At 55.3% G+C, this 14221-nt stretch carries 13 protein-coding genes; 10 read left to right on the top strand and 3 right to left on the bottom strand.

Annotated elements, in window-relative coordinates:
* The first annotated feature begins 56 nt into the window (after positions 1-56).
* Entirely contained in the window at positions 57-1526 is a 1470-nt protein-coding gene (locus EDM57_RS05840; RefSeq protein ID WP_122903929.1) for a protein adenylyltransferase SelO, read from the top strand.
* 94 nt (positions 1527-1620) lie between these two features.
* On the opposite strand, the gene EDM57_RS05835 is transcribed toward EDM57_RS05840, so the two are convergent.
* Together EDM57_RS05835 and EDM57_RS05830 are read right to left on the bottom strand one after the other, a co-directional pair.
* The gene (locus tag EDM57_RS05835) at positions 1621-2655 is read right to left on the bottom strand and encodes a YkvI family membrane protein (RefSeq protein WP_122903832.1); all 1035 of its coding nucleotides are present in this window, start codon (positions 2653-2655) and stop codon (positions 1621-1623) included.
* 128 nt (positions 2656-2783) lie between these two features.
* A complete protein-coding gene (locus EDM57_RS05830) occupies positions 2784-4178 on the bottom strand; it encodes a hypothetical protein (protein WP_122903831.1) in 1395 nt (464 codons plus the stop codon).
* 237 nt (positions 4179-4415) lie between these two features.
* Here EDM57_RS05830 and EDM57_RS05825 point away from each other — a divergent pair, with 237 nt between their 5' ends.
* Positions 4416-5717 (top strand): AAA family ATPase, encoded by a 1302-nt coding sequence (locus EDM57_RS05825; protein ID WP_122903830.1) that lies wholly within the window; start codon positions 4416-4418, stop codon positions 5715-5717.
* A gap of 12 nt (positions 5718-5729) precedes the next feature.
* Positions 5730-7502: a VWA domain-containing protein gene (locus tag EDM57_RS05820; RefSeq protein ID WP_246005750.1), complete on the top strand. Its 1773-nt coding sequence runs from the start codon at positions 5730-5732 to the stop codon at positions 7500-7502.
* Positions 7503-7571: 69 nt separating this feature from the next.
* Here EDM57_RS05820 and EDM57_RS05815 read toward each other — a convergent pair whose 3' ends face one another.
* Positions 7572-8450, bottom strand: a complete 879-nt coding sequence (locus EDM57_RS05815; protein ID WP_122903829.1) for a 5'-3' exonuclease — start codon at positions 8448-8450, stop codon at positions 7572-7574.
* Between the two features lie 250 nt (positions 8451-8700).
* Here EDM57_RS05815 and EDM57_RS05810 point away from each other — a divergent pair, with 250 nt between their 5' ends.
* The 7 genes from EDM57_RS05810 to EDM57_RS05780 all read left to right on the top strand — a co-directional run bounded on the left by EDM57_RS05810 (position 8701) and on the right by EDM57_RS05780 (position 14219).
* On the top strand, positions 8701-8901 hold the full coding sequence (locus tag EDM57_RS05810; RefSeq protein WP_122903828.1) for an alpha/beta-type small acid-soluble spore protein: 201 nt from the start codon (positions 8701-8703) through the stop codon (positions 8899-8901).
* 191 nt (positions 8902-9092) lie between these two features.
* Positions 9093-9350 (top strand): hypothetical protein, encoded by a 258-nt coding sequence (locus EDM57_RS05805; protein ID WP_122903827.1) that lies wholly within the window; start codon positions 9093-9095, stop codon positions 9348-9350.
* A 100-nt stretch (positions 9351-9450) separates the two neighbouring features.
* Positions 9451-10323 carry a M23 family metallopeptidase gene (locus tag EDM57_RS05800; RefSeq protein WP_122903826.1) on the top strand — a complete coding sequence of 291 codons (873 nt, stop codon included), beginning with the start codon at positions 9451-9453 and terminating at the stop codon, positions 10321-10323.
* A gap of 14 nt (positions 10324-10337) precedes the next feature.
* Positions 10338-11156: a GTP pyrophosphokinase gene (locus EDM57_RS05795; RefSeq protein ID WP_122903825.1), complete on the top strand. Its 819-nt coding sequence runs from the start codon at positions 10338-10340 to the stop codon at positions 11154-11156.
* Between the two features lie 80 nt (positions 11157-11236).
* On the top strand, positions 11237-12460 hold the full coding sequence (locus tag EDM57_RS05790) for a D-alanyl-D-alanine carboxypeptidase family protein (protein ID WP_122903824.1): 1224 nt from the start codon (positions 11237-11239) through the stop codon (positions 12458-12460).
* A 156-nt stretch (positions 12461-12616) separates the two neighbouring features.
* Entirely contained in the window at positions 12617-13495 is an 879-nt protein-coding gene (locus tag EDM57_RS05785; protein WP_122903823.1) for a glycosyltransferase family protein, read from the top strand.
* Complete coding sequence (locus tag EDM57_RS05780) at positions 13416-14219, top strand: glycosyltransferase family 2 protein (protein ID WP_246005749.1); 804 nt, start codon at positions 13416-13418, stop codon at positions 14217-14219. Before EDM57_RS05785 ends, EDM57_RS05780 begins: the two co-directional genes overlap by 80 nt.
* The last annotated feature ends 2 nt before the right edge of the window (positions 14220-14221 follow it).

Below are 14221 nucleotides of genomic sequence, written 5' to 3'. Positions count from 1 at the left end.
TTTTGGTAAAATGAACAGAAGGCGATCATTTGACGAAAAAGGAGCAAAGGGAACCAATGACCCAACCCCACACAGAGGCCGGCTGGCATTTTGACAACAGCTATGCGAACTTGCCGGAAATGTTTTTTACCAGACTGAATCCTACGCCTGTACGCTCACCCAAGCTCGTCATGTTCAACCGTCCGCTGGCTGCGGCCCTTGGCTTGCATGCCGAAGCGCTGGAGGGGCAAGCGGGAGCGGAAATCTTTGCGGGCAACCGCATTCCCGCTGGCGCAAAGCCGATTGCCCAAGCCTACGCCGGGCACCAGTTTGGACACTTCACGATGCTCGGGGACGGGCGCGCGCTGTTGATGGGCGAGCACATTACCCCCAAAGGCGAGCGGTTTGATCTGCAATGGAAAGGTTCAGGCCGCACGCCGTACTCGCGGCAGGGCGATGGCCGGGCTGCCCTCGGGCCGATGCTGCGCGAATACATCATTAGCGAAGCGATGCACGGTTTGGGCATCCCGACAACTCGCAGTCTCGCGGTGGCGACGACCGGAGAAACCGTGATTCGCGAGGACGAACTGCCCGGAGCGGTGCTCATGCGGGTAGCCTCCAGCCATTTGCGCGTGGGTACGTTCCAGTACGCTGCCCAATGGGGAGGCGATGAAGAGCTGCAAGCGCTCGCCGACTATGCGATACGTAGACATTTCCCGGAAGCAGCCGATCAGGACAATCCCTATCTGGCTCTCCTGCAGGAAGTGATCCGTCGGCAGGCTGAATTGATCGCCAAGTGGCAGCTCGTCGGATTTATCCATGGCGTGATGAACACCGACAACATGTCCATCTGCGGCGAGACCATTGACTATGGCCCGTGCGCCTTCATGGATGTGTACGATCCGGCCACCGTCTTTTCTTCCATCGACTACCAGGGACGCTACGCCTACGGCAACCAGCCGCAAATCGCCGTCTGGAACCTGGCCCGCTTTGCCGAATCCCTGCTGCCGCTCGTACATGAAAACCAGGCGCAGGCGGTTCACTTGGCGCAGCAGGAGCTTTCCCGCTTTGGCGAGCTGTATTATCAGGCTTGGCTGGCTGGCATGCGGGGCAAGCTCGGGCTGTTCGGCGAGGAAGAGGACGATTTCGCCTTGATGGACGAGTTGCTCAGCCTGATGCAAAAGCACCGGGCGGACTATACGAACACATTCCTCGCCTTGACGTTCGGGGAGAAGAGGGACGAAGCGTTGTACACCGCCCCGGAGTTTGCCAGCTGGGAGGAAAAGTGGCAGGCAAGACAAAAGCGCCATGCTCCCTCCGACGATGCTGTCCGGCAACGGATGAAAGCGAGCAACCCGGCCTTGATCCCGCGAAACCATCGCGTCGAAGAAGCACTGGCGGCAGCCGTGCAGAACGGCGACTACAGCGTGCTGAAACGGTTTGTTGCCGCACTCGCCAATCCTTACGCGCACGCGCCCGAGCAGGCCGAGTACGCCACGCTGCCGCCGGACTCGTGCGGGCCGTATCGGACGTATTGTGGAACGTAAATCATTTTGTGTGCGCCGATTCGTGTGAGAAAACCTTTGCTGTCCGCAGCAGAGGTTTTTTCTTTTTCATCGCTTGCCCACAAAGCAAACGGGGTTAAAGCCGCCCGCGCGGCAGCAAAACCGCCGGAACGGATATTCTGCACAGCGTAGACAGCCCCAGATACCCGAACAACGGATACAAAAACATGAGCAACTGGCTGTAGCCGATCAGGCAGAGAAGGAAGGCCGTCGCAAAAAGAAACAGGTAGAGCCGGGATTCCGGCTGCTGGAACAGCTCACGTAACTGCTCGCCGATCCCGAACACGTTGGAAATGAGCGTGGTGAAAATCTCGGAGTAGAGGACGAACACGAAAAACAATTGCAGCCACTCATTCCAATGGTCGGTGATAAACAAGATCGGGATGTCCATGAAGCGCACGTCGTCCCAATTGGCCAGCATCGCTGTGTGAACGACGAGCAGCATGAAGCCGAGAACGACACCTCCGATGACGGCCGCGCGGAACAAAACGGTCTTTTCGCGGATGGCGTAGCCAATCGGGATGAGGACAGACTGGGCCATCGCCAGATTGAAGGAAACGTACAGAATCGTTTTCCACAAAAAGGCGTAGTCGGACGGCTTGGCAAGCGGCAAAGGCGATTCGGCGCTGCCGTCGAGCAGGATGAGCAGGGCAAACAACAGCATGGACGGGACGACGATTGCATTGACCAACAAGATTTGTGCAAGCCCTTTTCGCAGGATAAAGAGCGCGAGCAAAACCGTTCCTCCCGTGCCAAGCAAATACGGAATGTCGAACTGCTCCTCCAGTACCGATCCGGCCCCGGCGAGCATGACGGTGGTGACGCCGAACAAGGTCAAAAAGACGAGCAGGTTCATGGTGCGGCCAAGTATCGGCCCAAACAGCTTTTGATTAAACGATTCGTAAGAGGGCGTGCGCAGCTCGTGGGCCAGCACCATCATTTTGTAGCCCAGCCAGACGAAAAGCCCCGTGGCAAGCAGAATGCCGATTGTGCCGGCATGGCCATATGAGGTGAAAAAGGCGAGAATTTCCTGGCCGCTCGCAAATCCGGCTCCGACCACAGTTCCGATGTAGGTTGCTGCGACCTGGATACTTTTTCCCCACAGCTTCATACGGACCGATCCTTTCCAAATGGGATGCTAGTACAAAAGTGTATGAAGCTTGGGCGAAAACAGAAGAAAAAAAGGCGAACGGGGCATAGGTCCATTCGCCTTTTTTTAAAAAAACGCTATTTTTCCGGTCACAAAAGGAACATGACGATGATGGTCGTAACCAAAAGGCCGATGGCGACAGGGTACAGGTTGCGCCGCGCAAGCTCGAACGGATCGACGCCGCAAATCGCCGCTGCGGGGATCAGCGCCCAGGGGATAATCGTTCCGCCGCCAACCCAGATGGCGGCAATTTGCCCAAGGGCGGTCAAGGTAGCGGCTCCGGTGCCCAGGGCGGCAGAGAAAAGCTGTGCGAGCGAGCCGACAAGTGTGATGCCGGAGAAGCCCGAGCCGTCCAGTCCGGTGATAACGCCGACAGCAGATACGGCCAGGGCAGCGACCTCCTTGCTGATCGGGATCGCGTGTGCCAGCGCCACGCCCAAATCGTTGACGATTCCTTGCGAGCCTGACGGCAGCACCTCGCCGAACACGTTGACAAAGCCGCTGTCGCCCATGTAAAAAAAGGCGGCAATCGGAATGACGGGTCCGAACACTTTGAAGCCAAACTGAAAGCCGGAAATGAGATGGCTCGTTACTTGCTCCAGTCCCTTTTGCTTGTGGGCGAGCATGGTTGCGACAAGCAAAATCAGCAGCGCGGTTCCTCCGACCAAGGCAGTCGCGTCCCCGCCGCGCAAGTCCAACACAAACATGGCCGCTACATCGAGTGCAAACAGAACGGGGACGAGGACTGCCAAAAAGCGGCGAATACCCGCAGGCAAAGAAACGCGCGCCGCAGTGAAAACAGAAACACGGGCCGGCAAGTCTGGTGACGCGGGAAGATTCCCCAGCTTCATGTCTTTTTTCAAATACCAGAAGGCGACCGCGGTCGTGACCAGGCCCATGATGGCGACAAGCGGAACACTCGCGGCAATCACGTCCTCGACAGGAAGCCCGGCCGCTTTGGCAGTCAAGGTTGGCGCTCCCTGAATGACGAAGTCGCCCGACAGCGCGATTCCGTGCCCGAACAGGTTCATGGCAATCGCGACGCCCATCGCAGGCAGTCCCGCCCGCAAAGCGACAGGCAGCATGACCGCGCCAACCAGTGCTACCGCAGGCGACGGCCAGAAAAACCAGGAAATTCCCATCATCACGATCCCGATTACCCAATAAGCCAGTGTGGCGTTGCGAATCAGGTGCGTCATCGGCCGGATCATCGTCTCGTTGACTCCGGTATCCGTCAGGACATGGCTCATCGCCACGATGATACAGATGACCAAAATCGTCGGCAAAAGCTCGGTGATCGCGTAAATAAAGCTGCCGAAAATCCCGCCGAGCGCCGTCGTCACAGACCCGGTTGCGACCAGCCCAAGCATGGCGATTCCAACGATGCTCATCACGCTGGTGTCTCTGCGCAAAACCATCATGAGTATGATGCCAGCTACAAACAACACATACACACCGTGCAGCCATGCGAGTTCAATCCCCATGCTGTACCTCCTCCCGTTTTTTTCGTTTGCCACACCATATGCGCAAGCAAATCCGTGGGTGAACATACAGCGGTGGGGCGCATCAGACTGGCGCAACTGGCATTTTTGTCCGCAATATGCCACTATAAAAGAAGCAGGAGACATGACAATCATCGGGGTCTTGACGACTTGGGTATCAGGCAAGAGAGGGGGAACGGCGCTCTTTCCTTTTCCGCAGGAGACGGGCGCCAAACGACGATGAATACGACTACACCAATCCAACGAAAAATGGACCAGGCCATCGAGCTATTGGAGCGCCGTTTTCTGGAACGGAGCGAATTGATCCGTCTTTTGATGCTCGGGATGATGAGCGGGGAAAATGCGCTTTTGATCGGCCCGCCGGGAACGGCAAAATCACAGCTTGCCCGCTCAGTGGCACAGCTTTTTGGCGCTGAGCATTGGTTCGAATACTTGCTGACCCGGTTTACGACACCGGACGAGCTTTTCGGCCCCGTGTCCCTTCAGCAGTTGAAGCTCGACAACTACGTGCGAAAAACGGCAGGCTATTTGCCGCAGGCGCAGTTTGCCTTCCTCGACGAGATTTTCAAGGCAAACAGCGCGATCCTGAACGCCCTGCTGTCGATCTTGAACGAGCGGCTTTACTTTAACGGCAGGGAAAAAGAAGAAGTTCCGCTGCAGTTTTTGATCGCGGCGTCCAATGAACTGCCGGAGGACGAGGAGCAGCTTACTGCTTTATACGACCGCTTTCTGATCCGCTATGAAGTCCAGTATTTGCAGCAGGCCGCAAGCTACGAGCGGATGTTCTCGCTGCCGACGACTCCTTTGCCTGTCGTCTTTTCCTTGTACGACATCAAGGACATCCAGGCGCAAGCAAAGCAGGTGACGATTCCCGAGCCATTGATCTACTTCCTCTACCGGATCAAGCAAGACATGGAGGAAAAGGAATACGTGCTGTCTGACCGCCGCTGGAGCAAAATCGCGGGCGTATGGCGGACATCTGCTGCCCTGCATGGCAGACAACATGTCACGATCTGGGATACCGTCTTTACCCCGCACATGCTGTGGGATGTGCCGGAGGACTTGACGGTCATGCGCGAGCTGTTCGAGCGCCAGTTTACACAGATGCTCAGGGCGGAGCTGGAAAACGAGCTGCCGCTGCAGCGTCTGCAGCAATTGGCAGATAAATGGAAGGAAAAAGAAGCGGACCTGCACGCTTTCCAATTCAAAAAGGAAGTGGGCGCCAAGCTGGGAAAAGAAGCGGTGGAGCGCAACACGAAATTGCTGGAAGCTTGCCGCACGGAGCTGGAGGAGACGGCGCGCGACTTGCGCAACCGCCTGATGCAGTGGGAAAAACGCGAGCACGACCTGGGAGCGTATGTGCTGGAAAAAAATCGTCTGATTCACAACGTCGAGAAGTACACGGTCAAATATTCGTACTTGCGGATCGAAGGCGAGCGGATTTTGCAGCAATTGCAAAAAACGTACCGGACCATTTTTGACAAAGACATCGCCGGGGCGGACTACGACTTTACGTTATAGGGGGTAGCGACGATGATAATTCGGGCGAGCGGCGTCGAGCGCTATCTGTTCGAAACGTATCTCGCGTCCTCGCGTACCGCACAGGAATGGGTACGCGAGGCAGCGTCCCGGGCCGAGTGGTTCGATCACGAGCTGCTCGCCGACTTTTTTCTCGTCTTTTACGTGGAAAAGCCGGAGATCGACATGACGCAGGAAGCGACTCCGTTCCATCACTGGATGATTCGCACGCTGATGAAGCAGTATTTTACGCGGATGATTCATCCCCGCACGGTCGGCAATGAGAGTGCGGCTTTCAAGACGGCAATCAAGGCGCTTTTGTGGCTCACGGAGACGTTCGCCGAAGAAGTAAAACAGCGGCAAAAGGATCGCAGTCTCTCGCCGCTTCTGGCGGGCTTGCGCGAGCAGCAAGGACAGGAGGGCGCAAAAGAGGCTCAACTGGCCGAGTTGCTCACCGAAAAGCAAAAAGCGAAGCTGGAGCTGGTCGGCTATACGCTGCAGCAAGGCAAGCGCGTGGTAGAGGACAAGCAGGAAGCACTCGACAAAAAGCCGCTTGTGCGCGCGGAAATCGTCATGCTGCAAACGAAAATCCGGGAGCTGCGCGAAGAAATGAGTGTGCAGTTTACGAAACGGACGAAGCTGTTGCAAAAAATCAAGAAGCTCGAAGAAGAGCTGGCCCAGCGGGAAAAACAGCTTGATCGTCTGCAAAAGCAGGAAAAAGAAGTGATAGAGGCGTTGGAAAAAGAGCTGGGACAGTGGCTGGAGCAGTCGTTGAAGGGGACGCTTGCCCAAGAGGATGTAGATACGCTGTTTGTGGATGAGGTGTTTGCCGCCAGTCAGCGCTTTGCCAACCGCAGCTGGGGCCACGACCTGGGCAAGCTGCGCAGACAAAGCTTCGAGCAGTATTTGAAATGGGTGGAAAAACTAAAGCGCCATCCCGACCTGGTTGCCTTTTTGGACGAGGTTGGCCGTCAGGTGCATCGGTTTCGCGTGCGGCGCAAGGAGATTCGTTCCCGCCAATTGCCGGAGGAATACTACGATTTGCGGCAGTCAGGCGATATTGCGCACATGCTGCCAGGCGAGGCGGTGCTGCTCGCCGACCCGGACTACGAACATTACTTCATGCTCAAATGGCTGGAGCAAAAGCTGATGACGTACGATACGTCCGGCTTTGTAGAGGAACCGCCAAAAGGCCCTGTCATTTGCATGCTGGACACTTCGCACTCCATGCGCGGGGCAAAGCTGCGGCTGGCGCAGATTTTCCTCATGACGTTTGCGGCGCTGTCGATGCTGGAAAAGCGCGATTTCGTGCTGCTTTTGTTCGGCGCAAAAGGAGAGCTGAGAGAGCAGCCCTTGTATCATAAAAAGCCTGACTGGGGCGCGTTTTACAGCCTGGCGCAAATGTCGTTTGGCGGCGGGACGCATTTTGATGCGCCGATGAAGCGGGCGATGGAACTTGTCGAGACAGAAAAAGCGTGGCAAGGGGCCGATCTGGTCATGGTGACTGACGGCGTAGGGGGCATCTCGCCCTATGTGCAGGAAAAGCTTGCGGCGCTCGGGCAAAAGAAGCAGCTCCGCCTGCACAGCCTGATCGTCGGCTCGGCCCGGCAGCATCTCGTGCAAACGTATGACCTGCTTGGGGTCTCTCACCGCGTGCGCTTTGCGACAAGCTGGGAACCGGAAGGGAGCGAAAACACGGGGCTTTTGCTCGACGTCTTTGGCACTTTGGCACCAGCGGGCAGAAAACATTCCGAGAGCGAAACCAAGATGAAAGCCGTGCTCCATTAGACAACAAACATCCCGTCTCCCTTTCATGTTCGAAAAGTGGGACGGGATGCTTGTTTTATTGCCCCAGCGTTAACCAACCCGTTTCGCCAGACTGCGGCCAAATTCCAGTTCGTCAAATTTGTTCAGGACGGTTGCCGGATCGTACTCCCATTCGGCTTCCTTCAGGGAAAATTCCACAGGCACATCGCGGATAATGGTCGCCAGCTTCTGGCTCAGGTACACCTGGTCGCGATGCTCTTCCAGCTTGCTGCGCATCTTCGGCGTGCAACTCGGCAAATTGGCGTACAGGTTGTCGAGATTGCCGTGCTCGACAATCAGCTTGGTCGCCGTCTTTTCCCCGATGCCTGGACAGCCTGGGATACAGTCGGAAGTGTCGCCCATGAGCGCTTTGACATCTACAACCTGTTCCGGAGAAATGCCGCGCAAAGCGCGCAGACTGGCCGGATCGTAATGCTCGTGCTTGCCGCCGTTTTTCAAGATTTTGACGCTGACTTTTTCATCGACTAGCTGCAAGCTGTCGTAGTCGCCTGTTGCGATCACGATCTCATGGCCTTCTGCAGCGAGACGTGTGGACAGCGTACCCAACACGTCGTCGCCTTCGTAACCCGGACAGCCCAGATTCGGTACGGAAAAAGCCGTGGTGATTTCCTTGACCAGATCGAATTGCGGGATCAGCTCGTCCGGCGGTGCCGTGCGATTGGATTTGTAGCCGTCAAACCACTGGCTGCGCACAAGCGACTCGCGGGAGGCGACATCCCAGCCGACCATCAGGTGCGTAGGGCGAACCAGTTCGACGTAATCCAGCATCATTTTCGTAAATCCGTACACGGCGTTCGTGTAGACGCCCGTGGACGTTTGCCGGTAAGTGCCGCCCCAGGCAGACCCGTAAAAGGCGCGAAATAAAAAGCTCATGCCGTCGATGAGCAATACTTTTCCTGTTTCACTCACAAACTGTGACCCCTCTCAGTTCCAAACTATACGCCCCATTATAGCACAATGCTTGCGGACAACCTTGACAGATTTTACATTGCCGGATCGTGCATGGACTTTTGTTCTCGTGGGATGATAGTAGCACAAGAGGTTGAACAACCGCCTCTTGGACCCCCGTAACATCTTCCGGTCTCAGTCGGTGAGAGGCAAGCAAGCTGGCGGTTCAAATCCGTCCCGGGAGAAAAAAACGCGTCAGGAGGAATCAATCATGGCTAACAACAACGGAAGCAGCAACAACCTGGTAGTTCCTCAAGCGAACCAAGCTCTGGATCAACTGAAGTATGAGATTGCAGCCGAGTTCGGTGTAAATCTCGGCCCTGACACTACTTCTCGTCAAAACGGTTCTGTTGGTGGCGAAATCACCAAGCGTCTGGTAAGCTTTGCTGAGCAACAATTGGCAGGCCGCTAAGCATAGCCTTTGGACAAGTAAATAGCTGGATGAAGAAAGGTCCCTTTTCACGGGGCCTTTCTTGTTATGGTTGTACGCCCTTTCTTGCAGACAGGGTGCAAACACACAAGCACAATCGCGGACTAGTCATATGGTGTAACGAACAGCTCTCCATATTGGTTGTACACGCGAAAGGAGTGAGGTTTTCGACGATGAGGAAAAAAGAAGTGAAAAAGCTTCTGAAGGAAAATCCTGAATTCGAAGCGTGGATCGCGGAAGACTCCATGCGCGTTCGGGCCATCCGCAGCAACCCCAGCCTGACCGAACAATTTTTCAAGCGTTGGAATGACCGCAAAAGAGGACGCCTTGATTTTGACAACATCTCGCAAAAAACAAAACGAGCCAGCGAAATGCTGACAGGCGTACAGTCCATCATGGACATGATGGCCAATTACACAAAAAAACTGTAAGGTACACTTACAGATGGGGAAGGCTAGTCGGATAGCCTTCTTTTTCTTTTTCCTTTCAAAGCCTGTTTTGCTATACTAGAAAATGGGAGGGAGCATGCCTATGTTTCAATCGATGGTCAGTTTGATGACGGTCGTTGCCCTGACGCTCACGGGAACGACTGCCTATAGCCATGTACTGGAAGGCGTTTACGCGACCGTAGAGAAACAGCAACCATCGATTAGCGTGACACCAGCCAGGACGTATCCCGGTGATGTTATTTTGGTGCGCAGCAAACAGCCTCAAACGGTCACGCTCTTCTCGCGATCGTACCGTTTGCAGCCTTCTTCTAATGAGTATGCCCGATTTATCCCGATTCCATTTGATGTGAAACCGGGAGATTACAACGTGCAATCTGCGGATAAAAAGTTCACGGCCACGTTGACGATTCTGCCCAAGTCATTCGCCGTGGACAAGCTGACAGTTAGCAAGCAAATGAATGCGATGCGGCAGGACACGGCCCGGATCAATGCGGATCAGCAGAAAATCAACGCCGCACGTGCAAGCTCGCGGCCGACTCCGTACTTTAGCGAACCGTTTACGATGCCGGCCAACGGAACCTTAACGACGCCATACGGCTATCAGCGCGTCGTAAACGGTGTGCCCGCCAACCGGCACGCTGCGATTGATATTGCGAACAAAACAGGAACGCCGATCTGGGCGAGCAACCACGGCAAGGTTGTTTTGGCCGATTCGCTTTATTTGACCGGAAACACGATTATTATCGATCACGGTCTGAATGTCTTTTCAATCTATGCGCATCTGTCCAAGCTTGCGGTTGCAACCGGGCAGGAAGTGAAACAGGGACAGGTGATCGGGCTTATGGGCACCACAGGTTTTTCCACAGGCCCTCACCTTCATTACGGCATGTTGATCGGCAATACGTACGTAAATCCACAGCCGTTTTTTGATGCGTCACCTTTCCTCTGGAAGTAATTGGAGGTGTTTTCATGAGAGTTACCCATGTGCCAAGCAAAGTCTTGAACAATATGGTCCATTTCTTGGCACCGTATGAACAGGCAGTAGAGGAATTGAAGCTGAAACTGAAAGGAATCAAGTACGGCTTTCTGAAAAGCGGTCGCTATTCGCCCATTGAATTCGTGGTGGGACGGGTCAAAAAAGTGGACAGTCTCATCAAGAAAGCCAATGAGAAAGGGATCGATTTTCAGCAAGCCAGCTGGCAGGACGAAGTGGCAAGGGAAGTCCAGGATATTGCCGGCTTGCGTGTCGTCTGCCGCTACGTCGACGATGTCAGAGAGGTTCAGCAGCTGCTTCAGGAGCGGGAGGACATCGTCATCCATGACATCAAGGACTATATCACCACGCCAAAAGAGTCCGGCTACCGCAGCATCCATATGATCGTCTCCTATACGGTATATCACGGGAGCGAAAAGCGTACCCTGTTTTGTGAGATCCAGATTCGTACGCTCGGCATGAACTTTTGGGCAACGAACGAGCATGAGCTGCGCTACAAATACGCCGGCAACATTCCAACCGACGTGATGCAGCAGTTGCATGAGGCTTCGGTGATTACGCATCAGCTGGACGTGCTGATGAACAACTTGCGCCATGAGATTCTTACGCCGCCCGAGGTGGATTCTAACCTGGAAGAAAAGCTGGAGGAAATTTTCTCGCTGTACGTCAAACAAGATGTGGAGTCCGCCGCAGCCTTGTACCGTGAGCACGTCAGCGGCTTTGAAGAGGCGTTTGCAGACAATCCGAAATTTAAAATGATTCACGATTTGCTCGGAAAAAGGTTGAAAAAATAACATACTTACAATGCTTCCTGGAGCCAAAAGCCATACGTTAACACCCGACAAGCAAGGCAAAGGAAAGGATTTAGACTACCATGCGTCTACTACTCACGTACCTTCTCGTTGTGGTCACGGTGATCTTCAACCTTGACGTACCTGTGGCTTTTGCGGAGGGATCGGCAGCGATTACACCAGACGAGCTGTTTGGGGAATCGGCCATCCTCATTGATGCGACAACGGGACAAGTTCTGTTTGAAAAGAACCCTCATGCGAAGCTGTACCCTGCAAGCATTACGAAAATTGCTACAGGCATTTACGCCATCGAAAAAGGGAATCCGGACGACATCGTCACCGTTTCCAAAAAAGCCAGATATGAGGAAGGCACCCGTGTCTATTTGGGCGAAGGGGAGCAGGTCTCGCTGCGCAAGCTGGAGTACGGCCTGCTCATGCACTCCGGCAACGACGCAGCGACGGCAATTGCGGAGCATATGAGCGGGTCTGTCGAGCAATTTGCCCGCGATTTGAACGCCTATCTGGCCGAAAAGACAGGTGTGACCGAGACGCATTTTGCCAATGCGCACGGGTTGCACGACCCGGAGCACTATACGACGGCTGCCGATATGGCGAAAATTGCGCAATACGCGATGAAAAATCCGATCTTCCGCGAGATCGTCGGGACGAACCGCCTTCCCTGGGACGGAAAGGAATGGAAGTCGGAGCTTGTCAATCATAACAAGCTGTTGCGCGATTACCCTGGCGCTACCGGGATTAAAAACGGCTTTACCGATCAGGCGATGCACACGCTGGTCGGCTCTGCCAAGCGCGGCGACACGGAAATGATCGCCGTTACGATGAAAGCGGCTTCGAGCAACTACGCCTACAAAGACGTGACCAAACTGCTCAATTACGGCCTGAACGGATTCGAAACGAAACGGATCGCCAAAAAAGGCGAGCGCTACTCCGCCGTTGCCGCTCCAGGCGACACCAGCCAGGTGAGCTATACGGCGAAGGAAGACTTGTACGCCACCGTTCCGGCAGGCAGTGAGCCGATCGTGCAGCTAACTGCAGATGGACAGCTTTCGGTGACGGCCGGAGAGCTGGAAGTGACGTATCCGCTGGAGCGTCACGAGCCGCCTGGTCAGCGCGTGCAAGCAGCCAGCATCGCCATGGACACGCCTGACAGCGACCATACGTACGCGCGTTACGGACTTTTGATAGCCTGGCTGGCCATGAATCTGTTTTTGATCGGCTATACGCTTGCCCGCTCGCGCAGAAAGCGGCGAGTCAGGCAGCGCGATTGGCAGCGCCGCATTAATTAGTTGGAGACTGGCAAAAACAGGACGGGCTTCGTTCTCCGTCCTGTTTTTTGGCATGCGCATTTGTATGAGCAATGTGGGCAAGTAGCCGTGTCCAAACAATCGTGCATCACGTACACTGTCGGTATAGCGTTACTATCTGGCGAGGGGGCAAGGGAAATGGACTCTCCAACCTGTGGGCAAAACCTCGTGTCCGTCATTATCCCCACCCATGGGGCCAGGAATGCAGAGCGACTGGCTCACATGGCCAAACAGATCGCCCCGGCTACCGAAGTGATTATCGTCTACGCATCGTTGTGTTCCCAACCAGCAGACATCGGATGCGTAGCGGAGGCGAAAGTGGTTGCGGCGGGCAAGCACGCAACTGCCAGCGAGTGTCACGCCATCGGGGCGCAGCACGCCACCGGAAACGTGCTGTTGTTTTTGCCGGAAGAGGGCATTTTCCCGCCTGCCTCGTTACGCAAGTACATCGCGCCGTTGCAGCGAGATTACGACCTCGTCCTGTCGGCAGGCGGCCGCATGTTGACAAAAGGCAGACTGTCCACCGTACGTTGCGCCTGCGCGCTGTTGAACGATCTGCTTGGGCAAAAGCAGTTGGGAAGCGCTTCCCTGGAAACGGCTCCCTTTTCCCTTACCCGCACAGCGCTGGAAGCCATTGGGCCGCACAAATTGCAGGTTCCGGCGACTGCGCTCGTGAGTGCCGTGCAAAAGGGGCTGGCGATAACCACTGTGGCGCCTGTGTCCAGAGAGCGGAAAAGTTCAGCGGCAAATCAGGGCGTGGCGAAAGCGAAATCCTTGGTCCTTCAAGAGCATGCCAAAGCGATCCAACTGCTCCTGCAGGATCAAAACGTTCGCGGTGCCTTGCCGGACGGCGAGCGTCATCGAATATTGGTGCAAGTACCTGGACTTTTGCATTTGCGTTCTGTGTTCTATCAGCAATCCCGCGAAAAGGAGGGGGATGGATGGGGTGCCAAACGGAAGGAAAGGTCCAAAAGAGCCCGCAAAAGGGTGCAGAGCCGCCAAAAACGCTCGCATTAGCGCTGGGGACAAATTGGAGAATCAGGGCAGACTAAGCATTATCATCGGGGTGGAGCAGGATGAAAACACGATTGTCAAGGTGCTCAGACAGGCAGAAAAGCTGTGTCCACTGGAAATTGTCGTCGTGGTGCACGGCAGCCGTGATCGGTCACTGGAGCAGGTGTTGACTTACGCGCCGACATCCGCCATGCGCGTCTACGCCTACCCGTATGCGCTGGGGGAAGATGTCTGGCGGGCAATCGGGGCGCAGGAAGCGGCTGGCGATGTGTGGCTGTTTCTGGAAGGGAAGCAAATCATCGCCGCACAACAGTTGCAGCCTTTTGTCCGCTTGTGCTATCGCGGGACAGATATTGCGCTGCGGCAATCGCATCCTTTTTTTGGGAGGAAAAACAGCGGACAAGATTCTGTACAGTTGGCAAAGTGTTTTCTCAATAGCCTGCTGGAACGCGGCGAGCTGGGCAGTTCGTCCATGGACGATTTGCCGTTTGCCATGACTCGCGAGGCCGCTGTGTCGATTGGCACCCATCATCTGTTCGTTCCGGCAGCAGCCCATCTGATCGCCCTGCAAAAAGAGCTGCGGGTAGCACACGTGCGCACGAGGCAGAAGCGGAGTGCTGCCAGAGAGGCGAAAGCAGCAGAGCGGGCCCGCGCCGGCACAAAGGCTCTGACAGACCTGGGCGACCATCTGGAAGCGTTCTCCCTCTGGCAAAGGGAGGCGAAGTGAAA

The sequence above is a fragment of the Brevibacillus gelatini genome (genome assembly GCF_003710935.1).
Lineage (GTDB): Bacteria > Bacillota > Bacilli > Brevibacillales > Brevibacillaceae > Brevibacillus > Brevibacillus gelatini.
The sequence above is the reverse complement of the archived record's forward strand: the minus strand, read 5'-3'. Positions and strand labels throughout refer to the sequence as shown.